Origin of the sequence: Terricaulis silvestris (genome assembly GCF_009792355.1) — a bacterium.
In the GTDB taxonomy this organism is placed as follows: Bacteria; Pseudomonadota; Alphaproteobacteria; order Caulobacterales; family Aquidulcibacteraceae; genus Vitreimonas; species Vitreimonas silvestris.
In genome coordinates this window covers 2,546,141-2,571,762 of sequence record NZ_CP047045.1, presented here as the reverse complement: position 1 = coordinate 2,571,762, position 25,622 = coordinate 2,546,141, and the positions used below count along the sequence as shown (strand labels likewise).

Here is a 25,622-nt window from a genome sequence, read left to right as displayed (position 1 = left end):
GCGACCCGTGGGTATCAGTATGCTCCTGCACTACGCCAGCCTCTCCTGGCTCCACTTCGTTTTCGCCTTCATCCTAGTCGGCGCGCTTGCGGCCGAAGCCTTTATTCTGCGCTTACCCATCGACGGCCGCGTCGCACGCCTCTTGTTGCGCGTGGACATGTTCTACGGTGTCTCGGCGGTGCTGCTGATCCTCGCCGGGATCTCGCGCGTGCTGTGGGGCGAGAAGGGGTGGGAATACTATCAGGTACAGCCTTTCTTCTGGGCCAAGATAGCGACCTTTGTCGTCATCGCGCTTCTCTCCATCACGCCGACGCGCGCCTTCACGCGCTGGGTCAAAGCCTACAACGCTGATGCGGCCTTCACACCGCCCGAAGCGGAAGTGAAGAAGGTCCGCCGCCTCGTCACCATCGAAGTGCACCTGATTGCGCTCTTGCTGCTGTTCGCAACTTTGATGGCGCGCGGCATCGGCCAGAGCTAGGCTCCGTCAAAACAAGACGGGAGGCAGGGCATGGCGGCGTCGCTTCAGCCTAGTGAATTCGACGCGATGGCGACTTTGGGCGATATCGCCCGCCATCACGGCCGCACGCGTCCAGACCATATCGCGCTGAGTTTTGAAGGCCGGCTCACCAGCTACGCCGCGCTCGACCGCCACACCGATCAAGTCGCAGCAGCGCTCGCCGCCAGCGGCGTCCAGCCCGGCGAGTGCATCGCTTACCTCGGCAAGAACAGCGACCACTATTTCGAACTCGTGCTGGGCGCTTCGAAAGCCGGCGCGATCATGGCGCCGATCGGCTGGCGGCTCTCACTGGCGGAGGCCGCTTACATCATCGACGACACCCAAGCCAAGCTGCTGTTCGTCGGTTCCGAATGCATCGCCTGCGCGCACGATGCTCTGAAGCAAGCCGAGACCAAGCCGCAGCTCATCGCTATGGAAGCTGGCGAGCACGCGCTGCCGGCATACGAAGCATGGCGCAACGCGCAAACGCCGGGCACACCGCGCGCCGTCGCGCCGAAAGATACAGCGCTGCTCCTCTACACCTCTGGCACCACTGGCCGTCCCAAAGGCGTGATGCTGACCAGCGCGAACCTCTTGCGTTCGCGCCGCAAGATCGCCGAACACGCCATGGGCTGGAACGAGTGGGGCGCGGGCGAGGTCAATCTTGTCGCTATGCCGGCCGCGCACATCGGCGGCACTGGCTGGGGCTTGGTTGGTCTGATCAATGGCGTGAAGAACGTCGTAACGCGCGAGTTCAATCCGGTCGACGTGCTCGAATTCATCCAGAGCGAACGCATCGCCAAGATGTTCATGGTGCCAGCGGCGCTCCAATTCGTCATCCGCATGCCGCGCGCGCGTGAGATCGATTATTCCAGTCTCACGCATATCCTCTACGGCGCATCGCCGATGCCCGTCGCTTTGCTGCAAGAGTGCATGGAGGTGTTCGGCTGCCAGTTCTGCCAACAATATGGCATGACAGAAACGACCGGCACCATCGTCTATCTGCCGCCGCAAGATCACGATCCCAAAGGCGCAAAGCGCATGGCCTCCGCCGGCTTGCCGATGCCGGGGGTCGAGCTTCGCATCATCGACACTGCCGGCAACGTCCTCGGCCCGAACCAAACCGGCGAAATCTGCACGCGCTCCGCCGCCAACATGCTCGGCTATTGGCGCAAACCGGATGCAACAACGTCAACCGTCGACGCCGAAGGCTGGCTTCGCACCGGCGACGCCGGTTATCTCGATGAAGACGGCTATCTCTTTATCCAAGACCGCATCAAGGACATGATCATCTCCGGCGCGGAGAACATCTATCCCGCCGAAGTCGAGAACGCGATCCACGGCCATCCGCACGTCGCTGAAGTCGCCGTCATTGGCGTCCCGGACGAAAAATGGGGCGAAGCTGTGAAAGCGATTGTCGTCGCCAAGCCGGGCGTCACCCCTGACGCCGAGAGCATCATCGCGCACGCGCGCGAACGCATCGCGCACTACAAAGCGCCAAAGAGCGTCGATATCCGCGACGCGCCGCTGCCGCGAAACGCCACCGGAAAAATCCTGCGCCGAGAACTCCGCGAACCGTATTGGAGCGGCAAAGAGCGCCGCGTGAACTAGGGGTTGTTTCCGATTCGAAACTAGTGGGGATTGCGGGCTTAGGCGCCTTGCCTGTGGTTCTAGAGTCACGGCGTTTCGGCGAATCGCGCTATTCCCAATCGCCCGCGCTTTGCGGGGGAGTTGAGTTCGATGTTGAATTTGAAATGGGCGGCGTTGGCTGGCGGCGACTACGCATCTCTCGATCGGGTGATCCTGACGCGCGTCACCACGATCGGGGTCTACATTATCTGGCACGGCGGCCCAGCGCCGCGTGTGGTTAGGGTTGGACAAGGGGACGTGGCGGATCGCTTGTGTGTTCATCGCCTCGACGATGAAATCCTCGCATTCGGTCACGACGGACTCTACGTCACGTGGGCAGCTGTACCGGCGACTTCGATCGACGGCGTCGAACGGTATCTAGCGGAAACACTTGCGCCGATTGTAGGCGATCGCTTTCCGTCGACGCAGGCGATTCCAGTAAATCTGCCGTGGGCTGCTTAGCGTCCATCCCGGCAACAAGTTCATCCGCCGCTTCCACGAGCTGCATCAGACGGTAGTGTGTCCATGGCGGCTCCGAACCCGCACGTAGCCGTGACTTCGCCCAGTTTGAGATGCCGGTCAGTTGGTCGCGCACGTTCATCTCCATGAAACGTAACTGAGCGACTTGGTGTTCCTCACCACGGCGTGATCGCATCCGCTGTGCGCTGACCCCAGTTCGGCCGCTGGATCGCGCTCAACTGGCCGCGCCCGCCATACGAGATTCGCGCTTCCGCGATCTGCGTCTGGCTGATCGTGTTGGACGCCGTCACGTCCTCGGGCCGGATGATGCCCGACACCGTAAGCTCGCGCAGTTCGCCATTGATCCGCACTTCCTGACGGCCCGCCAGCACCAGATTGCCGTTCGGCAACCGGTCCACGATCACGGCAGCTATGGTCAGCTCGATCTTCTCTTCGCGATTGATCGCGCCAGTGCCGCTGTGCTGCGACTCCGCGTCCGCGCCGACCAACGTCGTGGGATCGGTCCCGAGGATGTCGCCGATCGTGTCCTCAAGCCCGAAGAAGTTGGTCAAACCGGCCGAAGTCGAGCTCTCGCGCGAACGGTTGGACGAGTTCGACAACTCAGCCCGGTCGTCGATCTCGATGTTGACGGTGATGATGTCGCCAATCCGCGATGCGCGTTGATCGTTGAAGAAGCTGCGCGAACCCGAACGCCACAGCGAATTCGGCCGCGCCGCCTCGTACGACACCGGCTCGGGCTGCGGCATGGTTTGCTGCGCGCCGCCCGTGAGCGGGGCAGGCGTGCCCACCGGCGTGAGTTGCGGGCCCGACATCGCGTGGCGCGCGGCGTTGTACGCCATCCCCGGCGCCGCCAGCGCGTCCTCGCGAAACTCTGCGGTGTCGACGCTTGCGCATCCACTGGCGCTAACGGCGAGCGCGATCAAAGCGAGTGTGCGCATGAGTTTGTCCCTGCTCATGGAGAAGCCTGCGCCGCACCCGGTCCGGTCACGACAGCATCGATGGTTCTGTTGGAAGCTGTATTGAGAAAGCGCACGCTCTGGCCGACGACGCCGTCCTCCAGCGCCCGCACGCGCATCGAAAGCGAAATGCCCGGCGCGGCATAAACCAGGTTCACCGTCTCACCGCGCCGCACGGCCGCATCGGCAATCGTCCGCGCACCGCTTGCAGACGGCAATGTCGCGCGCGCTCCGCCGGGGCGGACGATCACGATCGAGTTGACGCCAGCCGGCACCGTAAAATCCAAGCCGGCGGCCGAAGCGGCCGCCGCAATCACCGGCATAGAAAGCGTGGACGCTTGTCCGGAAGGCGGCGCCGGCGCGATGGCGCGCGCCGCGATGTTCGCAGGCGCGCCAACGAAGATGTCGCCCATGGTGACAGCCGGCCCGCTCGCCTCCACACGCGTGCGCAGCGTAACCGTGTCCGCGAATGCAGCGCCAACGCCGATGAGAATGTAGAACGCCGCGAAGAGGGCGAGGCCGCGAAGAATACCCATGACGATCCTCCTCAGCGCAGGTTGGTGGTGGATTGCATCATCTCGTCAGCGGCGGTGATCACCCGCGCGTTCATCTCGTAAGCGCGCTGCGCCACGATCAGGGCCGAGATTTCTTCCACCGCGTTGACGTTGGAGAGTTCGAGATAGCCTTGCATCAGCGTGCCAAGACCAGGAGAGCCCGGCGTCGCCGTGTTCGGCGAACCAGAAGCCGGCGTCTCCAGATACATATTGTCGCCGATTGCTTCCAAACCCGCTGGGTTGATGAAGCTCGCGATTTCAAGCTGGCCGATCTGCTGCGGATCGGGCGAAGAGGCCGTCGTCACTTCGACGAGACCGTCGCGCGTGATCTGAACCGCCGTCGCTTCTTGCGGCACCGTGATCGCGGGCTCCACCGCATACCCATCCGCTGTCACGATCTGCCCGTCCGCGTTCACCGCGAGGTTGCCCGCGCGCGTGTAACCGGTTTGGCCCGACGGCAGCGTGATCTGAAAGAAGCCGCGCCCGTTGATGGCGATGTCGTACGGATTGCCCGTTGCGGCAATGCCGCCTTGTTCCGTGTTGCGCCCAACCGCATCGGCGCGCACGCCGACGCCGATCTGGATGCCCAGCGGCAGGATCGAACCGGACGCCGACGACGTCGAGCCCGGCCGCTCCATGTTCTGGTAGAGCATGTCCTGGAATTCGGCGCGTTGGCGCTTGTAGCTTGTCGTGTTCATGTTCGCGATGTTGTGCGAAATGACGTCGACGTTGAGCTGCTGGGCTTGCATGCCCGAAGCTGCGATCGATAGTGCGCGCATGGGGACCTAACTCCTAACGGCCAAGCCGTTCGATCGCGCGCTGCCGCAAATCGTCCGCACCCGAAACAATCTTGGCTGCGTTTTGGTAAGCGCGCGAAATTTCAATCAGTCTCGTCAGTTCGACCACCGGGCGTACGTTGGAGCCTTCGAGGGCGCCTTGAACGACGACGCCCTCGAATTCACCCGGTGCTTGTCCTTGCGCGTCCCAAAGGTTGTCCCCGACCTTTGAGAGCGCGCCCGGCGCGGCGAACGAAACCACACCGATACGGCCGGCTTCGACACCGGCCACGCGAATTGCGCCGTCGCGCCCGATCGAAGGCGTATCGCCTTGCGGATCGAGCACGATCGGCGCCCCCCCGGAGCTAAGAACGGCGCGGCCATCGCTGGTCACGAGCCGTCCTTCCCCCGTTAGAGTGAACGCGCCATCGCGCGTAAACTGCGGCCCGTTCGGGCCTTGAACCATGATGAAGCCGTCGCCTTCGAGCGCGACGTCCAGCGGATTGCCCGTCATCGCGACTGGACCTTGCTCCATCTGGTGGACGATGCCGATGTCGCGAACGAAGCGGATCTGACGCGGATCTTCCTCGGCGTGCGCTTGGGTTTCTTCGGCTTCTTCCAACACCAGCGCATCGGCCTTGAAGCCCGAGGTTGCGACGTTGGCGAGATTGTTGGCCGCAACATCCATGCGTCGTTGCAGTACGCGTTGCGTCTGCAGGCCGAGCATGAGTGCGTTATCCATTCGCGTTAACGACGCAAGCTTCGTGCCAGTGGTTAATCGCTTGATTTTCAAGGGCGGCGAGTCGGCGTCGTGGTGAACCACCGGCCCCAAACCTGCCGCGCCCCGGCAAGTTCTGCCTAGCCTCCACACATCCTTAACCAGCGCGCGCCACCAAGGATGACGGATTAATGCGCGGGCGATTCCATGTTCGGTAAGGGCAAGAAAAAGAAGAAGGGCGATGCGCCGGAGGCCGATACCGAGGCCGAGGGTGCTGCGCCGCCTGCCGAAGGCGAAGGCGTCGAGGGCGCGGAAGGCGCTGAGGGCGCGCCGGCCAAGAAGAAGATGTCGGGCAAGAAGCTCATCCTCTTCATTGTGCTGCCCGCGGTTCTCGTTCTCGGCGGCGGCGGTGCTGCTGCATTCCTGTTGCTGAAGCCCGGCGGCGAACAGCACGCTGAGGCCGGCGGCGATCACGGCAAAGCCAAAGGCGGCCATGGCGAAGCGCCCGCCGAAGCCGTGCCCGGCCCCAACGGCACCATGATCAGCCACGGCGAAGACGTCGTCTTCGTCGAGCTGCCGGAAATGCTGGTGAACATCCAGGGTCCAGACGGACGCCCGGCCTATCTCAAGCTGAAGCTGACACTCGAAGCGTCGGACGACGAAACCGTCGCCGTACTCACCGAGCAAGTCCCGCGCGTCAGCGATCAGTTCAACGGCTTCCTTCGCGAACTGCGGACCGACGATCTCTCCGGCTCCGCTGGCGCCTATCGCTTGCGTCTCGAGCTACTGCGCCGCGTCAATCTCACCATCGCACCGAAGCAGATCAACGCCGTGCTGATCGAAGAAATGCTGGTGCAGTAACATGAGCGCCGAAGCGGCCGAAGCCGCGCCCGACAAAGACTGGACGACAGAGGAGGCCAGCGCTGAAGCGCCGGCCTCCGGAAACGAGCGCATCCTCAATCAGGACGAGATCGACAGCCTTCTTGGCTTCGGCCTCGGCGAAGAAGATTCAGCAAGCCGCACCGGTGTGCGCGCCATCATCAATTCCGCACTCATCTCCTACGAACGCTTGCCCATGCTCGAAATCGTTTTCGACCGCTTGGTGCGGTTGATGACGACAAGCCTGCGCAACTTTACCAGCGACAACGTCGAAGTCAGCCTCGATCAGATCAGCTCGATCCGCTTTGGCGACTATCTCAACTCCATCCCGCTGCCCGCGATCATTGCCGTGTTCCGCGCCGAACAGCTCGACAATTTCGGCCTCGCCACCGTCGATTCCAGCCTGATTTATTCTGTCGTCGACGTGCTGCTCGGCGGCCGGCGTGGCGCCGCCGCGACCCGCGTCGAAGGCCGGCCCTACACCACCATCGAGCGCATGCTGGTCACGCGCATGATCGAAGTGGTGCTGAAGGATGCGAGCCAAGCCTTCGCACCGCTGACGGAAGTGGATTTCTCACTCGACCGCATCGAGACCAACCCGCGCTTCGCCGCCATCGCGCGCCCGCCGAACGCCGCGATCCTGGTCAAGCTGCGCATCGACATGGAAGATCGCGGCGGCCGTCTCGAGCTGATGTTGCCTTACGCGACGCTCGAACCCATCCGCAAAATGCTGTTGCAGCAATTCATGGGCGAGAAGTTTGGTCGCGACAACATCTGGGAGGGTCACCTCGCCAGCGAACTCTGGGCCACCAAACTCGAAGTCCGCGCCGTGCTCGATGAGCTGAAGCAGCCGCTGCACAAGGTGCTGAACCTCAAGGTTGGCGACACGCTCTTGCTCGATGCCGCGCCTGACAGCCCAGTCATGCTGAAATGCGGCTCGGTTGAACTGAGCCAAGGCCGCGTCGGCCGCATGGGCCAGTCGCTCGCCGTGCGCGTCGAACGACCGATCGCGCCCGCATCGCAACAAGCCGTCATGAAACTCGGAGGCAAACCATGAGCCCGATCACATTCGGCATCGAAATCGTACTCGCGGTGATGCTCGCGGCGTGCCTGTTTTACTTCTGGCGCCTCGACCGCACGCTCTCCGCGCTGCGCACCGGCCAAGACGGCATCCGCGCCGCGGCCGCCGAACTCGTGCACGCCACGCAAGCGGCCGATTCTGCCGTGCGCAATCTCCGCGCCACTGCTCAGGAAGCAGGGCGCGATCTGCAATCGCGCATCAACGACGCGCGCGCCACCGCCGATCGCCTCGGCCTCGGCGCAGGGCGTCTGCGCTCAAGCGCCGATGTCGGCGCCGTGCGCGGCAGGCTCTGATGCTCGATCTGCTAAAGCGTTCACCCCAAGCGCCGAAAGCACCGGCGCGCGCGCGGCTCATCCCCGCCGCGATGATTACGGTCGCCGCCGTGCTTGGCGTCAAAGCCGTGGCGATGGCGGAAGATGTCGCTGCAACCGTCTCCACCGAAGGTGAACACGCCGAAGCCGCTGCGGCGCCAGCAGCAGCCGCCGCCGCGCCGGCCGCAAACTCCTGCGCGCCAGCAACGCTCGCGGAAATGGCGGGCTTGAGCCAAGCAGAAGTGCAAGTTCTGCAAGCCCTCGGCGAACGCCGCGAAGCGTTAGACCTGCGCGGCACCCAGCTCGAAACCGAAGACGCACTTATGCTCGCCGCCGAACAGCGATTGAATGAGCGCCTGGCCGAACTGCGCACGCTCGAAACCCACGTCAACGATCTCCTAGGTCATCTCGATGAAGCCCAGGAAACGCGTGTTGCCGCTCTCGTCGATGTCTATCAGCGCATGCGCGCCAAGGACGCGGCCACCGTGTTCGATGGGCTCGACGATGGCGTGCTGGTCCAAGTCGCCAGCCGCATGCGCCAAGCCAACCTGGCCGAAGTCATGGGCCGCATGGAGCCGGCGCGCGCCCGCGCGCTCACCGAATTGTTAGCCGACCGAGCGCGGCCGCCGACCAACGGCGACGATCTGTTGGCCCGCTCGCGCACGACACCGGCGCCGAATTCAGGCGGTTAAACGCGCGCTTAAGCGCAGTGAAGGATTGTTGAGCACACGTCGGCGATGAAGTCTCTGCGCCCCCCGATTGCGATCGCAGCGGCCTTGGCCCTGGTCGCGCCGCCCGTCGGCGCGCAGCCGGTGTCGTTGACGCCGCCTCGTGAGCAACCGCTGCAACCGACGCCCGCCGAAACACCTGCGCCGCAAGTCGCGGAAGCCGCGCCTGCGCCTGCGCCTGCGCCTGCGATAGCGACAACTGAACCGCCCGCCGAACTGCGCGGTCCTGTCGGCCCGCTGCCGAACGATCTCACACTCGCGACCGCGCCGCCGCCTCCGCCACCGCCGCCCCCACCACCGCCGCCTCCACCTCCACCGCCGCCACCCCCGCCGCCGCCTCCACCGCCGCCACCGCGCATGACGGCGGCGCCCACGGCGACAGTCACCGTCGGCGTGCAGGAAGATCGCACCCGCATCGTCTTCCGCTTTTCCGCCGCGACGACAGTGACGCCGCTACTACAAGGCAACCGCCTCGATCTCCGCTTCTCGCGCGCTGCCGATATCGACATCGCCGAACTGCGCGCCACGCCGCCGCGCCTCGTCCGCGAAGTGCGCCGCGTCAGCGCCGCCGGCGCGCCGGTGCGCCTTGCGCTCACGCTCGAACCCGGCGCACGCCAGCGTCACTTCGTTGATGGCGATCGTGTCGTCGTCGATATCCTGCCGCCCGAAGGCGGCCTCCAACCCGCGACCGCGGCCGACGCCGCCACCCGCGAAGCGCCGGTGCCTGCATTGCAGCCGGTGCGCGGCAATGCGCGCGTGCAGCTGGTGGAAGAAGCCAACGTCACGCGCGTCACCGTCACCTGGCCCGCGCCGACGCGCGCCGCCGCCTTCCGCCGTGGCGAAGCGATTTGGGTGCTGTTCGACGCGAGCGGCCAGATCGGCTTGCAAGGCATCAACCGCGCCGGCCGCCGCCACGACGACATCGAAGTCGTGCGCGGCGAGGGCATCATCGGCCTGCGCATCCCCGCATCGGCCGACGTGCTCGTCTCCGCATCCGCAAACGAAAACTCCTGGACCTTCACGCTCGGCGCCCGCGCCGACGCCGGCTCACCCGCAACGCTCACGCGTGAAACGCTACAAGACGGCCGCGGCCGTCTCACCGCACAGTTCGGTCGCGAAGGCAGCGTGCGCTGGATCAACGATCCAGAGATCGGCGACCGCATCGCCGTCGCGCTCGTCGGCGGTCCCGCGCGCGGCGTCAATGTCCGCCGCGCCACACTCGAGGCTGCGGTGCTGCCCACGGCGCACGGCGCCGTCATTGAACCGCGCGCCGATGGCGTCAACGTGACGCTCAATGGCGGTGTTCTCATCGTTACGCGGGGCGGCGAGGGCCTGATCGCGGCGCAAGCGCCGACATCGGACCTCGAACAAAGCCTCGCCGACGCCATGGCCGCCGAAGGCGCCAGCGCCGACGCGCCCCTCACCGCGCGATCCGCCGCTAATCTCGTGCAGGTTCGCGAGACCATCGATCGGTTGATGCGCGAAGCTGCAGACGAAGGTGTAGGCGAGGGCGCGCCAGTCGAAGCCCGTATGGCGCTCGCGCGCTATCTCCTGCAGCACGACTTCGCCGCCGAAGCGCTCGGCGCGCTCCGTATCGTCGCCATCAATCAAGGCGAGCTGGTCGAGATCGATCCCGAGTATCGACTGATGCGCGCCGCCGCCAACGTCATGATGGGCCGCACCCACGCCGCGCAAACCGATCTCTCCGCCTCTTCGCTTGCAAGCAATCCGTCCGCCGCATTGTGGCGCGGCTACGCCGCCTCGATCGCGCAAGACTGGTCCACCGCGCGGCGCGAACTCGAACGCGGCGGCGGCGCCCTCGAAGAGCAATCGCCAGCTTGGCGCGCGCGCTTCCAACTCGCGCTGGCGCAAGCCGCGATTGAACTCAATGATCCCGCCGCTGCCGAAGCCGCCGCGCGCGCCGCCATGGGCCAGGCGCCGGACCAATCCATGCGCCTGCACGCGCGTCTCGCCGAAGCACACGTCGTGGCGCTCCGTGGCGACACCGCCCGCGCGCTTGCGATGTACGACGAACTCGCCCGCGTCCGTGACGAGGAAGTCGCCGTGCGCGCGCAAGTCGAAGGCATTCGCATCCGCCGCAGCACCGGCGTGATGCGCGCCATCGACGCCGTCGAGCCGCTGGAAGCGCTGCGCTTCCGCTGGCGCGGCGACGAAACCGAACTCGCCGTCGTCGGCATGCTGGGCGAAGCCTATTCCGAACTCGACCGCTGGCGCGAAGCGCTCGCCACCATGCGCGTCGCCTCAGATCGCTTCCCCACCAATCCCGCCGCGCGTCAACTCCGCGCCGACATGGCGACGTTGTTCGAACGCCTCTTCCTCGACGGCGAAGCCGATCAACTCGAACCGATCCAGGCGCTCGGCTTGTTCTACGAGTTCAGCGATCTGACGCCGGTCGGTCCCAACGGTGACCGCATCGTGCGCTTGCTCGCCGGCCGGCTCGTGCACGTCGATCTGCTCGAACAAGCTGCGCAACTGTTGCAACACCAAGTCGATGAACGCCTGCAGGGTCTGAGCAAAGCGCAAACCGGCGCCGATCTCGCCGCCATCTACCTGATGGATCACAAGGCCGACCAGGCTCTGGTCGCCATCGCCTCGACACGTCAACCCAACATGCCGGCAGCACTGCTTGCGGATCGCCGCATCCTCGAAGCGCGCGCGCTACTCGATCTCGGCCGCCTCGACGGCGCCGCCGAACTTGTCGAGCGCGACCGCAGCGAAGATGCGCAACGCGTGCGCGCGGAAGCGGCATGGCGTGCACGCGACTGGGAACGCGCCGCCGTCGAACTGCGCAATCTCTTGAACATGCGCGGCCGCGGCGCGCCGCTCGACGGCTACGGCCGCCAAGCTGTGCTCCGCACCGGCGTCGCGCTGACGCTTGCTGGCAACGAAGAGGGCGTGCGCGCGCTCTACCGCGAATACGCCGGCGACCTCGCCAACACGGCGGAGGCCGACGCCTTCGAAGTCATCGCCTCTGGCGTCAGCGCCGATGGCGCCACCATCCGTGACGTCGCCCGCGCTGTCGCGCGCACCGATCTCTTGCAACGCTTCGTCGATCGCCTGCGCACCAACCTGACCGCGGAAGCCGCCGCATCCGCCGCGCAAGCCGCCAACACACCGGCAACGCCAAGCGCGCCAACGCCGGCGCCAACGGCGCCGCCGCAAGCAGCGCTGCCCGCGCCGCAAGCGTCACGCCCAACGCCCGCGCCGGGCGCTTAAACCTTCAGAGAAAAAATCAGCGCTGTGCGATCCGCGCCACATCGAGCGGCGTGTAAAGCGCCGGCTCGCCGCTCACCAGACGATCCAGCTCCGGCGTCGGCTGACCATAGCTCTTGCGGCAGAGCGCCATGTGCGACAGCGCCCGCTCGGCGTAGTCGCGGCTTTCCGCGCGCGGCAGCATTTCCAACAGCAGCAGCGGATCGATGTCCGCCGGTTGTGTCGCCAGCCAACGCGAGAGCCAACCGGGCCCGCCATTGTACGCGGCAAACACGCGGCCAAGATCGCCGTCGTTGTGAAACTCAGTCATCAGCCAGCGAATGTAGCTCTGACCCAAGCGCATGTTCAGCCCGGGCTCAAACAACGCCGAAGGATTGCGCCGATAGTTGGTGGAGCGATCCATGTCGCGCGCCGTCGAAGGCAGCAGCTGCATCAGTCCGCGCGCATTCGAAACGCTGACCGCTTTCGGATTGAAATAGCTCTCTTGCCGCACGATCGCGTAGAGCACCGCGCGGTCAAGTGAGAAGCCGTCGTCCGGCTCGAACGAGGTAGCAGGACAGAAGCCCGCCGCCACTTCCGGGCCGCCAAACTCCGCCGCGCGCAACTGCGCCGCCGGCGCCCGCAGGGCGATGGCGAGGCCGAGGAATGTGACATCGTCTTCGCGCGAAAGATCAGCATGCAGCCGGCGCAATTCGCTTTCGACTTCGGAAAGCCGCCCCAGCTGCGCCAACGCCGCCGCGCGGCGTGCGCCGGGATAGCGCTCGATGAAACGCTGCAGTGTTTCCGAATCCACGACCGGCGCTTCAAACGATAAGCCGCTCTCGCGCCCAAGCTGTGCTTCCGCAAGTTGACCGTAGAACGTCCACGGCCGATCCGCCGCGGCTTCCAAGTGCGCCGCGATGCCACTCGGTTCGCCGGCCGCCAGCCGCGCCCGCGCTGCCCAATAGTGCGTCGCCGCGCGCGCCCACCCGCCATGATGCGCCCATTGCGCCGAGGCTTCGAACTGACGAGCCGCCTCCTCATAATCGTGTTGGTGATAGGCGATCAGGCCAAGCTGCCATTGCGCTTGGCCACTGCGCGCGCCGCCGACTTGCGCGTACGCTTGGTTGCGCGCGCCTTCAAAATCGCCAGCCGCAATCGATTGCACGATGCGCTCGATGCCCGCGCGCGCCGAAGCGCTGTCGCCGGGGATCGGCGGCGGCGTACCCGGCAGCACACGTCCGGGCCCAGCGACTGCGTCAGGCGCACGCGTGCCGTTGCGCCGTGCTCGGCGCGAACGTGAATCCATGGCGCGGTCGTGTACCGCTTCCGCCATGCCGTATTCGCCGTAGCGATTGAGCCAGCTCGTGTAATCGCTCCAGCTGGCGCGATAGGAACGCGACAGGAGCAAGCGTCCGCGCACCGCGCCCTCCAGCACGTCGTCTTCGGTCCGCGTCAGCGCCGAACCAACACCGCGCCAATTGCCGGACTCGATCGCTGCGAACGCGTCGCGATACGCGGCTTCGTCATGTTCGGAGAGCGCCACAATGCTCGTCTGCGCCTCGGCCGTGGCCGGGGCGACGATGGCGGCGACGGAGAGGGCGGCGAAGGCGGCGCGGAACGTCATCGGAGCCCGTCTTTCTGTAAACTTAGGGGTGCCGCGCGACGCCCAGCTCTTCGAGCCAGGATTCGGCGAGCAGGAGGTCCGCCCACGCCTGCCGCTTTTGTTGCGGCTGGCGCAGGAGATATGCCGGATGAAGCATGACCATCGCGTTGACGGGCGTGTCCAACCCGTCGCGGGTGTAGAGCAGCCGCCGGCCGCGAAGCCGGCTCACCGCCTCCTCGCGCCTCAATACCGTATTGCCGGCATTTTTTCCCATCAGGATCAGCAGCTTGGGCTGCTTGAGCGCGATCAGCCGCTCCACGAACGGCAGGCAAGCCACGATCTCGCCTTGGGTTGGGTCTCGATTGCCTGGTGGCCGCCAGAAAATCGTGTTGGAAATCATCATGTTGGACTGTCGGTTGAGGCCGATATGGCTCAGCATCTTGTCCATCAGCTGGCCCGAGCGGCCCACAAACGGCTTGCCCTGTTCGTCCTCGTCCTTGCCCGGCGCTTCGCCGATGATCAGCACCGGAGCGTCGTCAATTCCGTCTGAAAACACGGTGTTGCGGGCCGTGGCCTTCAGTGCGCAGCCGTCAAACGCCGCCACCGCCGCCCTGAGCTCCGCCACGGAATTCGCCGCCACCGCCAGCGTCCGAGCGTTATCTACAGGGGCCGAGACTGTCTTCTTCGGCCGCGGCGTGGTGATCGGCGCAGGCTCCGGCGCCCGCGCCCGAACTGGGGCCGTCGCCGCCGGGGCGCCCGTGAACACCGCCTCTGCCCCATCCATGTCCACGCCCGCGGCGCGCCAGAAGGCGAGCAGGGCGCGTGCGGCGTGCTGGGGGGACGGTTCGGCGTTCATCGCGCCCATTGTGCAGGGAATCGTGCAATCGCCAAACCCGCGCTGAGCGGCTTGCGCGCCAAGGCGTCAGCTTTGATAAACGCCGCGAGCGAATGTGAAGGGAGTGCAATGGCGGACGAAGACCTCGCGCGTGATGCGATGGAGTACGACGTCGTGATCGTCGGCGCGGGGCCTGCCGGTCTCTCCGCCGCAATCCGCCTAAAGCAACTCGCCGCCGCGGCCGGAAGCGAAGTCACCGTCGCCGTGCTGGAGAAGGGCGCCGAAGTCGGCGCGCACATTCTCTCAGGCGCCGTGATCGATCCGTGCGCGCTGAACGAGCTTATTCCGGACTGGAAAGAACGAGGCGCGCCGCTCGATACGCCCGTCACGCACGACGAATTCAAAATCCTCGGGCCCGCTGGCGCAGCATCGTTGCCGATGTTTCTGATGCCGCCGTTGTTCAACAATCACGGCAACTATGTCGCCTCGCTCTCGAACGTCACCAAATGGCTGGCGGGCCAAGCCGAAGCGCTCGGTGTCGAAGTTTATCCGGGCTTCGCCGCGTCCGAACCGGTGTTCGATGAGAGCGGCGCACTCAAGGGCGTCGTCGCCGGAATTTTCGGCATCGCCAAGGACGACCGCAAGAAATCAGATTTCCAACCCGGCATGGAATTGCACGGCAAATACGTCTTCATCGGCGAAGGCGTGCGTGGCTCTCTCGCCAAGGTTTTGCAGGCAAAATACGATCTCTGCGCCGAAAGCGATCCGCAAAAGTTCGGCATCGGCATCAAAGAGCTTTGGGAGGTAGCGCCCGACAAACACAAGCCCGGCCTCGTGCTCCACACGGTCGGCTGGCCGCTCGACGACGACACCGGCGGCGGCTCGTTCCTGTATCACTGGGGCGATCGCTACGTGTCCGTCGGCTACGTCGTGCACCTGAACTACAAGAACCCATACATCTCGCCGTTCGACGTCTTCCAACAGCACAAACTGCATCCGGAGATCAGCCAATACCTCGAAGGCGGTAAGCGCATCGCCTACGGCGCGCGCGCCATCACCGAAGGTGGTCTGCAATCGGTGCCGCGTCTCTCATTTCCGGGCGGCGCGCTAATCGGCTGCTCTGCGGGCTTCGTCAACGTGCCGCGCATCAAGGGCAGCCACAACGCGATGAAATCCGGCATGCTCGCCGCCGAGGCCGCGTTCGCGGCCATCAGCGCCGGCCGCCAGCGCGACACGCTCGACACCTACGACCACGCCTATCGCGACAGCCCGATCTACAAGGATCTCTACCGCGTCAGGAACGCCAAGCCGTTGCTCTCGAAGCTCGGCACATTCTGGGGCGGCGTCGTCGGCATGGCCGATATGTGGACGACGACTTTGCTCGGCGGCTTCTCGTTCCTCGGCACCATGAAGCATACCAAGAGCGACGCTGAGGCCACCGAGAAGGCATCCAAGTACGCGCCGATCTCGTATCCGAAGGCGGACGGTGTCCTCACCTTCGACAAGCTGTCGTCGGTCTATCTCTCAAACACCAATCACGAGGAAGATCAGCCGGCGCACCTGAAGCTGAAGGACCCAAGCATCCCGATCCGGGTGAACCTGCCTGAATACGCCGAACCAGCGACACGATATTGCCCCGCTGGCGTGTACGAAGTGCTCTACGATGAGGCAGGGGCAAATCCGCGGTTCCAGATTAACGCTCAAAACTGCGTGCACTGCAAAACCTGCGATATCAAAGACCCAAGCCAGAATATAGTTTGGACGACACCCGAAGGCGGCGGTGGGCCGAATTACGCCAACCTCTAAGCCGCACCCGCCAGAAGCGGGAGAAAGGACAAAGCATGCGTTGGGCCACACTGGCGGCGACCATTTCAGCAGCGGCGTTTGCGAGCGCGGCCGGCGTCGCTTACGCGCAAGCGGGCAAGCAGGATGAACGCCCAGCGGTAGCGCAAGACGCGGTGGTGCAAGAGGGCGTCGAGCCCGCGCAGGAATTGCGCGTCACCTCGCCGCCGAACGCCGCGCCCGATCGCACCTACGCAAAACCGGAAGCAGCTTTGCTCGAAGCCGACGTGGATTACATGGTCCGCGAAGGCCGCCGCGCGCTCAATCGCAGTGTCGATGACGACGTCGCGCTTTGGACCGCATCGGTCTTCATCGATGATTTCGCTGCCGGCCGTTACGCCGAGGCGCGCGCCACGCTGCAAAACTCGCCTGGCGGCCTGCAAGGCGGCATGGCCGACATGATGGAGCCATTCCTGCTCGCGGCCGAAGGCCAAGTCGATCGCGGCGTCGAACGCGTCGACGCGGGCGGCGACAATCTTCCAGCGCCATTGCCGGAAGTCGAACGCGCGTTGGTGTTTGAGTCCGCCGGCCGTCTGCAAGAAGCCGCCGCCGTCTATGCGCAAATGGTCGAGCGCATGGATCTTACGCCGCCCGGCGAGGCCGAGCCGCAGAACATGGAAGAGTTTGAGCGCGCTTTGGGCGCCACCCGAGTATCGCACGCGGTCTATCGCGCAGCGCTTGTTCACCACCGCCTCGGCCGCACCGAAGCCGCGCGCCGCTACTACAACACGGTGCTCGAATTCTCGCCGCGCTCTGTCGACGTGCTCGAAAACCTCCGCCGTCTCGACGCCGGTCAACAGCCGTTCGAGCCCGCGCTGACGCCAAAGAGCGCTGCCGGCCGCTGGATGATTTTCCTGGCCGAGTTCCTTACGCAAACGGAAGCGCTCTCGCACATGCTATCGGACGCCGACCCGGAGCCGGGTCTCGCATCGCCCGCCGGCACCACGATGCTTCAGCTAGGCCTGCTGCTCGCGCCCGACGCCAGCGACTGGCGCCTCTACGCGGCGCAAGAAGTGTTGGAAGCTGGCGGCACAGCCGGCGCCGAACGCATCCTCGCACAAATGCCGGCCGACGATGTGTTCGCGCCCGACGCTGAAATCGTCCGCGCCGGCATTCACCTCGAACGTGACAACAACGCTGCCGCTATCGCCTCAGCCGATCGCGTCGTCGCCAACGCCGGCAATCGGTGGACGCTGATCGCCGCCGCCGCCGATATCTACCGCCGCACCGATCACACCGAGCAGGCGATCTCCGCGTTCGACCGCGCGCTCGGCATGGTGCAAGCGCCGAAAGATCGCGCCGATGTGCTCGGCTGGCGCGCCTTCGCGCACCGCTACGTCGGCAATTACGCGGCCGCCACCGCCGACATGCGCGCCGCCTACGAACTCGATCAAGGCGTCGACACCCGCATGCTCTACGTCTCGATCCTAATGGACGATCCACAGGCGTGGAACGACGGCATCACGGTCGCCCGCACTTTGTTCGCTGAGCAGCCGGACTCGGTGCTACGTCTCAATGCACTCGGCTATGCGCTGATCCAACAACCACAAGGTCTGGAAGAGGGCTATCGTCTGTTGTGGCGTGGCTTCAATTACGGCCAGCAAGATTTCGCGGTCGTCGATAGTTTGGGCTGGGCGTATTACCTCTACGGCCATTTCGACCAAGCCCGCGCTTTAATCGAACGCGCGCGCGATCTCTCAAACGCGCAAGAGCCCAATTCTGAAATCCTCGATCACCTGGGCGACGTCTATTGGCGGCTCAACCGCCGCGAAGACGCGCGCGCCGCTTGGCGCCAGGCGCTCGACGCCGATCCGGATGTCCCACGCCGCCGCACGCTCGAGCAAAAAGTTTCGCGCGGTCTGACCACGCCTGCGCCGCGCCAGCGTGAGCTGCCGCGCGTCGATCTGCCGGAAGGCCCCGCGCAACGGGAAGATCTGTGACGCTGCTTCAACGTCTCGTCACGGGCGCTTCGGTTCTGTGTCTCGCGTCCTGCGCGAGCTTTAAGTACACTTACACGCCGCCCGCGCCGCCGCAGGCGCGCGGCTACGCCGATCACCTGGTCGGCCGCGTCGCCAATCTCCGCCAAGATCACGCCGCCGCCGCGGACCGCTACTTCGCTGCACTTGCACGCGATTCTGACAACGCTGCACTGGTCGAAGGCGCCGTCACCGCATCGCTCGCCGCCGGCGATCTCGACCGCGCCCGCGAAGCCGCGCGCATGGCGCCGCGCAACGATGTTCCAGCGTATGCGCGCCTCATGCGCGCCTCCGATGCCATGGCCGCTGGCCGCATCCGCCAAGCTGGCCAGGAGCTTTCCGCGGTTGAAGGCACGGCCGCTCAAGAGCTGACCGCGCGTATGTTGCAAACTTGGGTCGACGCCGCTGAGAACCGCGTCGACAATGTCGTCACCGACCTCGCGCCGTTCGCTTCAATCCGCCCGTATGGCGGCCTCTTCACTTATCAACAGGCGCTCGCGCTCGATTACGCTGGCCGCAGCGAAGAAGCGCTTGCCGCGTATCAGGCGGCCGCAACCAACGGCATGTTCCTGCCGCCCGCCGTCGCACGCCACGCACAGCTCCTGGCGCGCAGCGGCGCCCAAACCGAGGCGCTTGCGCTGCTCCAGTCCGACGCCAACCGCGTCAATCCAGAGCTCATCGCCGCCGCCCAACGAGTCGAAGCTGGCGCGCCTGCAGCAGAACGGCTCACGCCCGCGCAAGGCGCCGCGATCGGGCTCTACGGTCTGGCCGCGATCTACAAGCAGGAGAACGACGAGACCAGTGCGCTCGCCGCGCTTTCTCTCTCACTCGCGCTCGATTCGAAGCTCGACGCTTCGCGCATGATGTTCGCGCAAATCCAAGGCGGGCTCGGCAACATCGACGCCGCGCACGCCATGCTGGCGCGCATCCCCGATGATTCACCCTACGCCGCGGGCGCCGATATCACTGAAGCGTGGCTGCTGGTCGATTCCGGCCGCGAAGACGAAGCGCTGGCGCTCGCCCGCACTGCCGCCGCCACCGGCGATCTTCGCGCCCGCCGCGCGCTCGCCGACATGCACCGCAATCTGCGGCAGTACGATCAAGCCGAAGCGATCTATTCCGAATTGATCGCCGAAACCCCGAACGAATGGCGGCTCTATTTCGCGCGCGGCGCCGCGCGTGAGCGGCAGGGCCGTTGGCCCGAAGCAGAAGCGGATTTCCAGCACGCGCTCGAACTCTCGCCCGAGCAGCCGGATGTCTTGAACTACCTCGGCTACACCTGGGTCGATCGCGGCGAACACATGCAAGAAGGGCTGGCGATGATTCAACGCGCCGCCGTCCTACGGCCAATGTCCGGCGCCATCATCGACAGCCTGGGTTGGGCCTATTTCAAGATGGGGGACTACGCCCTAGCGCTCGAAAACCTCGAACGTGCTATCGAACTTTCGCCGGCGGACCCCACGCTTAACGATCACCTGGGCGACATCTACTGGCGTCTCGGCCGCCGCATTGAGGCGCGCTTCCAATGGCAGCGTGCTCTCGCCCTCGAGCCGGACAACGCTGCCGCCATCGAAACTAAGGTCGCAAACGGCCTGCCGCCCGAACCACCATCGCAAGCGGCGACGCGATGAGCGTCCGCGTCTTCGCGCCTGCGAAGGTCAATCTCACGTTGCAAGTGGCCCGCCCGCGCGCCGACGGCCTGCATCCACTCCACAGCATCGTGATGTTCGCCGACGTCGGTGATGTCGTCGAAGCAACGCCTGCCGACGCGCTCTCCCTCACGATCACCGGCGAATTTGCGGATGGCCTTGAAGCAGGCGAAGGCAACCTCGTCCTCCGCGCCGCCCGCGCGCTCGCCGTCGCCGCGAACGTCACCACCGGCGCCGCGCTCACACTCGAGAAGAATCTCCCTATCGCCTCCGGCATCGGCGGCGGCTCCTCCGACGCTGCCGCGACTTTGCGCGCGCTCAATCAACTCTGGTCGCTGAACTGGAGCACCGCGCAACTCACACTCATCGCCCGCACCCTCGGCGCTGACGTGCCAGCGTGTCTCGTCGGCGTGCCGTGTGTGATGAGCGGAACCGGCGAGATCACCGCGCCAATCACCGCGCCATCTTTCGCCGCCGTGCTCGTCAATCCGCTCAAGCCGCTGCCAACACCCGACGTCTACCGCCAGTTCGACGCCATGGGCCTCGGGCGCGCGCTCGACGAGCGTGAACCTGATCTCAGTATCAGCGCTATCGCCGCCATCGGCAACGACCTCACCCCCGCCGCAGAAGCGCTCGCGCCCGAGATCAGAGAAATCCTCGCAACGCTCCGCGCCGACGCCCGGGTTCGCTATGCCGCGCTCTCCGGCAGTGGCGCCACCGTGTTCGCGCTCTGTGATGACAACGCCGCAACAGAAGCCATCGCCGACGCGCTCCAGCAAAAGCGCCCAGGCTGGTGGATCGCAGGTACAATCCTCGGCGGCGCTTGACGCCCCGGCGCCACGCGACTAGCCCCGACGCCGCGAGGTGGGCGTGATCCTTGAGGTGTTCGGCGGCGCCGCGATCGCAGCGCTCACAAGCCTGATTGCGTGCCGCGTGCTGATCAGCGCCGGCCCGATCGACCGCCCAACGCTCGCGCGCCACGAACACAAGAACCCAACCCCGACCAGCGGCGGCCTCGGCATCGCGCTCGGCTTCGCCGCGGGCATCATGGCGCTCGCTCTGGTTCTGCCCACCATCGTGCCGGTCGAGATGACCACCCGCGGCGCGGTGCTGCTCTCGATCACTGCGAGCTTTGCTTACGCCTTCCTCCTGATCGGGTTCTGGGACGACACCCACCAACTCGGCGCGCTCATCAAGTTCGCGCTCTTCGCAGCACTCGCAGTGGCGGCTACTCTAGCCATCGGTCCGGTCGACGCCTTTCCGTTCGGAACGGAGGTACGCCACGCGCCATACGCCTTGGCGCTCGCAGGCACCGCGCTCTGGATTTTCGTGATGGTCAACGCCGTCAATTTCATGGACGGCGCCAACGGCCTCGCCATGGGCTCTGTCGGCATCGGCTTCGTCGCGCTCGGCGCCATCGCGTTCGCCCGCGATAGTCCCGCCAGCCTTGCCATCTGCCTTTGCGCCGTCGGCGCGCTGCTTGGCTTTCTCTATTGGAATTTTCCAAGCGGCAAACTTTTCGCCGGCGATTCCGGCGCGCTCTTCATCGGCGCGCTTGCCGCTCTGGCCTCGATCATGATCATCCGCCGGACAGACCTCTCACCGCTTGTGCCGGCAATCATCTTCTTCCCGCTGCTCGCTGACGTCTTGGTGACGCTAGCTTGGCGCGTCTATCGCCGGCACTCGTTGCTCGACGGCCATTCCGAGCACATCTACCAAATCCTGATCCGCGGCGGCATGAGCCACGCCGAAATCGCGCTGACCTACTGGGCCGCGATGGCCGTGTGCGGCGGCATCGGTTTTCTAGTGTCCCGCGATCCCGGCGTGTCGCCTTGGGTCGCGCTGCCAATCATGGCGTTTTTGGCGATCGTGATTTCCGCCGTGGTGCGCCGCTTTGCTGACCGTCGCGGCGTCGGCGGCGTCTAGTAAGCGCGATCGACCACGAAGTCCGGCAGATCCGCGAGCGCCTCGCGATAGGCATTCGCAGGCAAGCTCTTCAGCGCCGCTTTCGCCTGCGCCGCATGCTCACGCGCTGCTTCGAGCGTCAGCCCGATCGCATTATGCCGCTTCATCAGCGATAGCGCGCGATGGAAGTCGTCGTCGGTGCGCTCGCCGCCCATCACGCGCCGCCAGAACACGCGCTCGGCCTCGTCGCCCGCATCACGCGCGAACACCACCGGCAAAGTCACTTTGCCTTCGCGGAAATCGTCGCCGACATTCTTGCCCATCGTCGCGGTCAGCCCGCCATAATCCAGCGCGTCATCCACGAGCTGGAACGCCAGCCCCAATTCGCGCCCATATACATCAAGCGCCGCAGCTTCCTCGCCCGGCCGCCCAGCCGCCACAGCGCCAGATCGCGCCGCCGCCGCAAACAACGCTGCCGTTTTCGCCGCCACGATCGCCATGTAACGCTCGCGGGACGTCTCGGCGTCGTTCGCCGCCGCGAGCTGCATTACTTCGCCTTCGGCGATTACGCTCGCCGCGCGCGCTAGAATATCGAGCACCTGAATATCGCCGGTCTCAACCATCAAATTGAACGAGCGCGCGAACAAAAAGTCGCCCACCAGCACGCTGGCCGAATTGCCCCACACGACGTTCGCGCTCTTCTTGCCGCGCCGCATAGACGACACGTCGACGACGTCGTCATGCAACAGCGTGGCGGAGTGAATGAACTCAACCGCCGCCGCCAGTTTGCGCGGGCCGTCGCCACCGCCGCCGAGCAAACGCGCCGCCGCCAACGTGATCAACGGCCGTATACGCTTGCCGCCGGCATCGATCAGATGCGTGGCTAAGTTCGGAATAACGCCGACAGGGCTTGTCATGTGCTGATGGATCAGCGCATCGACAGCGGCGAGGTCCTCCGCCAACAGCGCCGCCAGCCGGTCCACCGCGTGCGGGGCGCCAGGCGCTTGTTCAGCTTGTCCAGCCGCCGTTCCCAAGGGGCCTCCGCTTGCCTTCCCGTAACGGTAAAACGATGGTGGGGCGCGCTCTGAGGGTCAAGCAGGAGAGACCCGGTCGCGCGGAAGGGTCGCACTGGCGTTATGGCCGCATCTGAGATCACGGAAGACGCGCTGCTCAACGGTCGCATCCGCATCCGCCAACCCAAACGCGGTTACCGCGTCAACGTCGATACGTTGCTGTTGGCGGCAACGTTGCCGGGCGCGCGCATTCGCAGCGGCGGGACGCGCGTTGCCGAACCCTGTTGCGGTGTGGGCGCAGCGTTGCTTGCCGTCGCGACTGGACGCCAAGGTGATGTCTCATTTGTCGGAATCGAACGCGATCCCGCATACGCCGAACTTGCGCGGCAAAACGTTGCGCTCAATGCGCAGTCGCAACGCGTAACGATAGTCGAGGCCGACGCCCTCGACCCCAACGCCGAGTTTGGCGTGTTCGACTACGTTTTGTTGAACCCGCCATACGATAATCCCGAAGAAGGTAGGCCGCCCGCTGAGGGAAAACACGCTGCCTTCATCGCTGATCGACCGTTCGAAGATTGGATCAAGGTCTGGTCGAACCGCATGGGCCCAAATTCAAATATGACGCTCATTCATCGCGCTCACAGACTCGGTGAAATCCTCGCCGCCTTCGAAGGGCGCCTCGGCGGCATAGAGGTGTTTCCAATCCGCCCCGCTGCAAATGCGAAGGCGCGTCGCGTCATCGTCCGCGCATGGAAGGGGTCGCGTGCCCCGCTGAAACTGTTCGCTGGCCTCGATCTGCATCCTTCGGATGACGCCAAGGAAAAATACACGCCCGAAGCCGAAGCGATCCTGCGCGGCGACGCGCACATCAATTTTGGCTGACCTCGAACGGCCCTAGAACATCGCCCCTGACTCACGCGAAAAAGTCGCCACCGCTGACCTGTGAGCAACGCGCAAAAATCGCCTCGGGCGACATGCGTGAAACGAAGCACGAAAATAGTGCTTATCCACAGGCAGCCGCGCAATTGACTCCATGCGCGCGCGCGACCAGTTTCCGGCTAACGGCGGCGCCCGACGCGAGTCGCGCACCGGCCGGCCAGACAAACGAACCCCGTGGGAGAGCGCGGCGCAATAAAAGCCGCCCCCGAAGGAGCAACCGCCCCGGAAACTCTCAGGGAACCGGACCGTGGGGGGATGAACACGCTGGATAGAGCCGCGCCTCAAGGGAGCGCGCGGCCGCCGAAGGAGTAAATCTCTCAGGCGCCAGGGACAGCGGGGGCAGCGTGCCATTTCGCACGCGCCACGCGTACCTGGGACAAGCAATGGCCGAAGCCCCGAAGAAGCTGCCGCTCGACGCGATCTGGCGCGCGCGCACCTCGAAGTTCGGCGATTTCGCCGGCTACGACATGCCGCTCCAGTTCGAAGGCCTGATCCCCGAACACAACTGGACCCGAACCCACGCCGGCCTGTTCGACGTCAGCCACATGGGTCCGAGCTTTTTTGCACTGCCGAAGGGCCACGGCCTCGAAGGCGAGGAGGCGCACAGGAAGGTGGCGTCCCTCATCGAACGCCTCGTGCCCGCGGACATCCAAGGCCTGAAGCCCGGCCAAGTCCGCTACACCATGATCACCAACGCCGAAGGCGGCGTGCTCGACGATCTCATGATCGCGCGCCCCGCCGAGCCGGGCGCCGCCGGCGATCTCTACATCGTTGTCAACGCCGGCTGTAAGCACCAGGACTGGGCGCTGATCGAAGCCGCGACCCAAGGCGAAGCCAATCTCGTCCGCGCCGACGATCGCTGCCTGCTCGCACTGCAAGGCCCGGGCGCGCACATCGCCGCCGCCGCCGTCATCGATCCAGCACTCGCCGACATGAGCTTTATGAATGTAAAGCGCTACGACGCCTTCGGCCGCCTCACCATCACGCGCTCGGGCTACACTGGCGAAGACGGTTACGAAATTCTCGTCCGCGCCGAGAACGCGAAGGATCTCGCTGAAGCACTGCTCGCGCACGCGGAAGTAAAACCCATCGGCCTCGGCGCGCGCGATAGCTTGCGTCTCGAAGCCGGCCTTTGCCTCTACGGACACGATCTCGATCCCACCACCTCGCCGATCGAAGCCGATCTCGCTTGGACCATCCAAAAGCGCCGCCGCGAAGCCGCTGACTTCCCCGGCGCCGATCGCATCCTGCGCGAATACACCAACGGCGCCGCGCGCAAACGCGTCGGCATTCGCCCGAATGATCGCGCACCAGCGCGCGAAGGCGTCGAGATTTTCAAGGACGGCAAGAAGATCGGAATCGTCACCAGCGGCGGCTTCTCGCCGATCCTCAACGCGCCAATCTCGATGGGTTACGTCGACGCCCAATACGCCGAGCGTGGCTTAGGCCTCGATCTCATGATCCGCGGCCAAGCGCGCCCAGCCACAATCGTGCCGCTGCCGTTCGTTCCGCACAATTATCACCGCCCGAAGTAAGGGGAGCTAAGGCCCAATGACCACGCGCTACACCAAAGACCACGAATGGGTGCGCCTCGAAGGCGACATCGCCACCATCGGCATCAGCAAGTACGCCGCTGAGCAATTGGGCGACGTCGTCTACGCCGAACTCCCCGCCGCCGGCAAAGCCTTCAAGCAAGGCGACGACATGGCCGTCGTCGAAAGCGCGAAAACCGCCTCCGACGTTTACGCGCCAATTTCCGGCGAGATCGTCGAAGGCAATTCCGCGATCTCCGGCGAGAACTGGCAGATCATCAACGACGAACCCGAAGCCGGCGGCTGGTTTGTCAAAGTGAAGGTGTCGAACGAAGCCGAACTCGACGCCCTCATGGATGAAGCCGCGTATGCGGATTACGTGAAGGGCCTTTGAGCGTGATGCGCCACACCGCCTCCTTCCCCCTCGTGGGGAAGGTGTCGTCCGGAGGACGGCGGATGGGGGCGCCAGCTCAGCCGTTTCGAAGCATCACCGCCGTTACCCCC

The 25,622-nt window shown here is 65.2% G+C and carries 23 protein-coding genes and 2 riboswitches; of the genes, 16 read left to right on the top strand and 7 right to left on the bottom strand.

What is annotated here, in order from left to right:
• Positions 1–19 precede the first annotated feature (19 nt).
• The 3 genes from DSM104635_RS13200 (at position 20) to DSM104635_RS13190 (ending at position 2,587) form a co-directional block, all read left to right on the top strand.
• Positions 20–478, top strand: coding sequence for a DUF2214 family protein (locus DSM104635_RS13200; protein ID WP_158766650.1), 459 nt, complete (start codon positions 20–22; stop codon positions 476–478).
• Between the two features lie 30 nt (positions 479–508).
• Positions 509–2,107 carry a fatty acid--CoA ligase gene (locus DSM104635_RS13195; RefSeq protein WP_158766649.1) on the top strand — a complete coding sequence of 533 codons (1,599 nt, stop codon included), beginning with the start codon at positions 509–511 and terminating at the stop codon, positions 2,105–2,107.
• Between the two features lie 129 nt (positions 2,108–2,236).
• Positions 2,237–2,587 (top strand): hypothetical protein, encoded by a 351-nt coding sequence (locus DSM104635_RS13190; RefSeq protein WP_158766648.1) that lies wholly within the window; start codon positions 2,237–2,239, stop codon positions 2,585–2,587.
• A gap of 173 nt (positions 2,588–2,760) precedes the next feature.
• Here the strand turns inward: DSM104635_RS13190 and flgH are convergent, their stop codons facing one another.
• From flgH to flgF, 4 genes are all read right to left on the bottom strand, one after another.
• Positions 2,761–3,444, bottom strand: coding sequence for a flagellar basal body L-ring protein FlgH (gene flgH, locus DSM104635_RS13185; RefSeq protein ID WP_407703513.1), 684 nt, complete (start codon positions 3,442–3,444; stop codon positions 2,761–2,763).
• A 113-nt stretch (positions 3,445–3,557) separates the two neighbouring features.
• Positions 3,558–4,097: a flagella basal body P-ring formation protein FlgA gene (locus tag DSM104635_RS13180; RefSeq protein ID WP_158766646.1), complete on the bottom strand. Its 540-nt coding sequence runs from the start codon at positions 4,095–4,097 to the stop codon at positions 3,558–3,560.
• An 11-nt stretch (positions 4,098–4,108) separates the two neighbouring features.
• Entirely contained in the window at positions 4,109–4,894 is a 786-nt protein-coding gene (gene flgG, locus DSM104635_RS13175) for a flagellar basal-body rod protein FlgG (RefSeq protein WP_158766645.1), read from the bottom strand.
• Positions 4,895–4,907: 13 nt separating this feature from the next.
• A complete protein-coding gene (flgF, locus tag DSM104635_RS13170; protein WP_158766644.1) occupies positions 4,908–5,633 on the bottom strand; it encodes a flagellar basal-body rod protein FlgF in 726 nt (241 codons plus the stop codon).
• A gap of 183 nt (positions 5,634–5,816) precedes the next feature.
• Here flgF and DSM104635_RS13165 point away from each other — a divergent pair, with 183 nt between their 5' ends.
• Genes DSM104635_RS13165 through DSM104635_RS13145 form a run of 5 tightly spaced genes read left to right on the top strand, consistent with a single transcriptional unit; the run spans position 5,817 to position 11,845 of the window.
• Positions 5,817–6,470, top strand: a complete 654-nt coding sequence (locus tag DSM104635_RS13165; protein ID WP_158766643.1) for a flagellar basal body-associated FliL family protein — start codon at positions 5,817–5,819, stop codon at positions 6,468–6,470.
• A 1-nt stretch (position 6,471) separates the two neighbouring features.
• Positions 6,472–7,545 (top strand): flagellar motor switch protein FliM, encoded by a 1,074-nt coding sequence (gene fliM / locus DSM104635_RS13160; RefSeq protein WP_158766642.1) that lies wholly within the window; start codon positions 6,472–6,474, stop codon positions 7,543–7,545.
• Positions 7,542–7,862, top strand: a complete 321-nt coding sequence (locus tag DSM104635_RS13155) for a DUF6468 domain-containing protein (RefSeq protein WP_158766641.1) — start codon at positions 7,542–7,544, stop codon at positions 7,860–7,862. The genes fliM and DSM104635_RS13155 overlap by 4 nt, the downstream gene beginning before the upstream one ends.
• Positions 7,862–8,572 carry a MotE family protein gene (locus DSM104635_RS13150; protein ID WP_158766640.1) on the top strand — a complete coding sequence of 237 codons (711 nt, stop codon included), beginning with the start codon at positions 7,862–7,864 and terminating at the stop codon, positions 8,570–8,572. Before DSM104635_RS13155 ends, DSM104635_RS13150 begins: the two co-directional genes overlap by 1 nt.
• 45 nt (positions 8,573–8,617) lie before the next feature.
• A complete protein-coding gene (locus tag DSM104635_RS13145; RefSeq protein WP_158766639.1) occupies positions 8,618–11,845 on the top strand; it encodes a hypothetical protein in 3,228 nt (1,075 codons plus the stop codon).
• 16 nt (positions 11,846–11,861) lie between these two features.
• Here DSM104635_RS13145 and DSM104635_RS13140 read toward each other — a convergent pair whose 3' ends face one another.
• Together DSM104635_RS13140 and DSM104635_RS13135 are read right to left on the bottom strand one after the other, a co-directional pair.
• Positions 11,862–13,448: a lytic transglycosylase domain-containing protein gene (locus DSM104635_RS13140; protein ID WP_158766638.1), complete on the bottom strand. Its 1,587-nt coding sequence runs from the start codon at positions 13,446–13,448 to the stop codon at positions 11,862–11,864.
• 22 nt (positions 13,449–13,470) lie between these two features.
• Complete coding sequence (locus DSM104635_RS13135; RefSeq protein WP_228445687.1) at positions 13,471–14,283, bottom strand: uracil-DNA glycosylase; 813 nt, start codon at positions 14,281–14,283, stop codon at positions 13,471–13,473.
• A 108-nt stretch (positions 14,284–14,391) separates the two neighbouring features.
• Here DSM104635_RS13135 and DSM104635_RS13130 point away from each other — a divergent pair, with 108 nt between their 5' ends.
• From DSM104635_RS13130 to DSM104635_RS13110, 5 genes are read left to right on the top strand one after another with little or no spacing between them, the layout of a single operon-like run.
• Positions 14,392–16,068 carry an electron transfer flavoprotein-ubiquinone oxidoreductase gene (locus tag DSM104635_RS13130; RefSeq protein WP_158766636.1) on the top strand — a complete coding sequence of 559 codons (1,677 nt, stop codon included), beginning with the start codon at positions 14,392–14,394 and terminating at the stop codon, positions 16,066–16,068.
• 35 nt (positions 16,069–16,103) lie between these two features.
• Positions 16,104–18,044, top strand: coding sequence for a tetratricopeptide repeat protein (locus DSM104635_RS13125; RefSeq protein ID WP_158766635.1), 1,941 nt, complete (start codon positions 16,104–16,106; stop codon positions 18,042–18,044).
• Entirely contained in the window at positions 18,041–19,711 is a 1,671-nt protein-coding gene (locus tag DSM104635_RS13120; RefSeq protein WP_158766634.1) for a tetratricopeptide repeat protein, read from the top strand. The genes DSM104635_RS13125 and DSM104635_RS13120 overlap by 4 nt, the downstream gene beginning before the upstream one ends.
• The gene (locus DSM104635_RS13115; RefSeq protein WP_158766633.1) at positions 19,708–20,556 is read left to right on the top strand and encodes a 4-(cytidine 5'-diphospho)-2-C-methyl-D-erythritol kinase; all 849 of its coding nucleotides are present in this window, start codon (positions 19,708–19,710) and stop codon (positions 20,554–20,556) included. Before DSM104635_RS13120 ends, DSM104635_RS13115 begins: the two co-directional genes overlap by 4 nt.
• A 43-nt stretch (positions 20,557–20,599) precedes the next feature.
• Positions 20,600–21,655, top strand: coding sequence for a glycosyltransferase family 4 protein (locus tag DSM104635_RS13110; RefSeq protein WP_158766632.1), 1,056 nt, complete (start codon positions 20,600–20,602; stop codon positions 21,653–21,655).
• Here DSM104635_RS13110 and DSM104635_RS13105 read toward each other — a convergent pair.
• Positions 21,652–22,668, bottom strand: a complete 1,017-nt coding sequence (locus tag DSM104635_RS13105; protein WP_228445686.1) for a polyprenyl synthetase family protein — start codon at positions 22,666–22,668, stop codon at positions 21,652–21,654. The genes DSM104635_RS13110 and DSM104635_RS13105 overlap by 4 nt on opposite strands.
• A 102-nt stretch (positions 22,669–22,770) precedes the next feature.
• On the opposite strand from DSM104635_RS13105, the gene DSM104635_RS13100 reads away from it, so the two are divergent.
• From DSM104635_RS13100 to gcvH, 3 genes are all read left to right on the top strand, one after another.
• Positions 22,771–23,529, top strand: a complete 759-nt coding sequence (locus DSM104635_RS13100; protein WP_158766631.1) for a tRNA1(Val) (adenine(37)-N6)-methyltransferase — start codon at positions 22,771–22,773, stop codon at positions 23,527–23,529.
• 222 nt (positions 23,530–23,751) lie between these two features.
• Positions 23,752–23,844, top strand: a riboswitch (glycine riboswitch).
• Positions 23,845–23,930: riboswitch (glycine riboswitch) on the top strand. It abuts the riboswitch before it with no gap.
• A gap of 39 nt (positions 23,931–23,969) precedes the next feature.
• The gene (gene gcvT / locus DSM104635_RS13095) at positions 23,970–25,121 is read left to right on the top strand and encodes a glycine cleavage system aminomethyltransferase GcvT (protein WP_158766630.1); all 1,152 of its coding nucleotides are present in this window, start codon (positions 23,970–23,972) and stop codon (positions 25,119–25,121) included.
• Positions 25,122–25,137: 16 nt separating this feature from the next.
• The gene (gene gcvH, locus DSM104635_RS13090; RefSeq protein WP_158766629.1) at positions 25,138–25,512 is read left to right on the top strand and encodes a glycine cleavage system protein GcvH; all 375 of its coding nucleotides are present in this window, start codon (positions 25,138–25,140) and stop codon (positions 25,510–25,512) included.
• Positions 25,513–25,622 lie beyond the last annotated feature (110 nt).

Bases quoted from the DNA above. Each gene is read 5' to 3' on its own strand.
- DSM104635_RS13200 (WP_158766650.1), top strand. From the start codon at position 20: ATGCTCCTGCACTACGCCAGCCTCTCCTGGCTCCACTTCGTTTTCGCC.
- DSM104635_RS13195 (WP_158766649.1), top strand. From the start codon at position 509: ATGGCGGCGTCGCTTCAGCCTAGTGAATTCGACGCGATGGCGACTTTG.
- DSM104635_RS13190 (WP_158766648.1), top strand. From the start codon at position 2,237: ATGTTGAATTTGAAATGGGCGGCGTTGGCTGGCGGCGACTACGCATCT.
- flgH (WP_407703513.1), bottom strand. From the start codon at position 3,444: ATGGCGTACAACGCCGCGCGCCACGCGATGTCGGGCCCGCAACTCACG.
- DSM104635_RS13180 (WP_158766646.1), bottom strand. From the start codon at position 4,097: ATGGGTATTCTTCGCGGCCTCGCCCTCTTCGCGGCGTTCTACATTCTC.
- flgG (WP_158766645.1), bottom strand. From the start codon at position 4,894: ATGCGCGCACTATCGATCGCAGCTTCGGGCATGCAAGCCCAGCAGCTC.
- flgF (WP_158766644.1), bottom strand. From the start codon at position 5,633: ATGGATAACGCACTCATGCTCGGCCTGCAGACGCAACGCGTACTGCAA.
- DSM104635_RS13165 (WP_158766643.1), top strand. From the start codon at position 5,817: ATGTTCGGTAAGGGCAAGAAAAAGAAGAAGGGCGATGCGCCGGAGGCC.
- fliM (WP_158766642.1), top strand. From the start codon at position 6,472: ATGAGCGCCGAAGCGGCCGAAGCCGCGCCCGACAAAGACTGGACGACA.
- DSM104635_RS13155 (WP_158766641.1), top strand. From the start codon at position 7,542: ATGAGCCCGATCACATTCGGCATCGAAATCGTACTCGCGGTGATGCTC.
- DSM104635_RS13150 (WP_158766640.1), top strand. From the start codon at position 7,862: ATGCTCGATCTGCTAAAGCGTTCACCCCAAGCGCCGAAAGCACCGGCG.
- DSM104635_RS13145 (WP_158766639.1), top strand. From the start codon at position 8,618: ATGAAGTCTCTGCGCCCCCCGATTGCGATCGCAGCGGCCTTGGCCCTG.
- DSM104635_RS13140 (WP_158766638.1), bottom strand. From the start codon at position 13,448: ATGACGTTCCGCGCCGCCTTCGCCGCCCTCTCCGTCGCCGCCATCGTC.
- DSM104635_RS13135 (WP_228445687.1), bottom strand. From the start codon at position 14,283: ATGAACGCCGAACCGTCCCCCCAGCACGCCGCACGCGCCCTGCTCGCC.
- DSM104635_RS13130 (WP_158766636.1), top strand. From the start codon at position 14,392: ATGGCGGACGAAGACCTCGCGCGTGATGCGATGGAGTACGACGTCGTG.
- DSM104635_RS13125 (WP_158766635.1), top strand. From the start codon at position 16,104: ATGCGTTGGGCCACACTGGCGGCGACCATTTCAGCAGCGGCGTTTGCG.
- DSM104635_RS13115 (WP_158766633.1), top strand. From the start codon at position 19,708: ATGAGCGTCCGCGTCTTCGCGCCTGCGAAGGTCAATCTCACGTTGCAA.
- DSM104635_RS13100 (WP_158766631.1), top strand. From the start codon at position 22,771: ATGGCCGCATCTGAGATCACGGAAGACGCGCTGCTCAACGGTCGCATC.
- gcvT (WP_158766630.1), top strand. From the start codon at position 23,970: ATGGCCGAAGCCCCGAAGAAGCTGCCGCTCGACGCGATCTGGCGCGCG.
- gcvH (WP_158766629.1), top strand. From the start codon at position 25,138: ATGACCACGCGCTACACCAAAGACCACGAATGGGTGCGCCTCGAAGGC.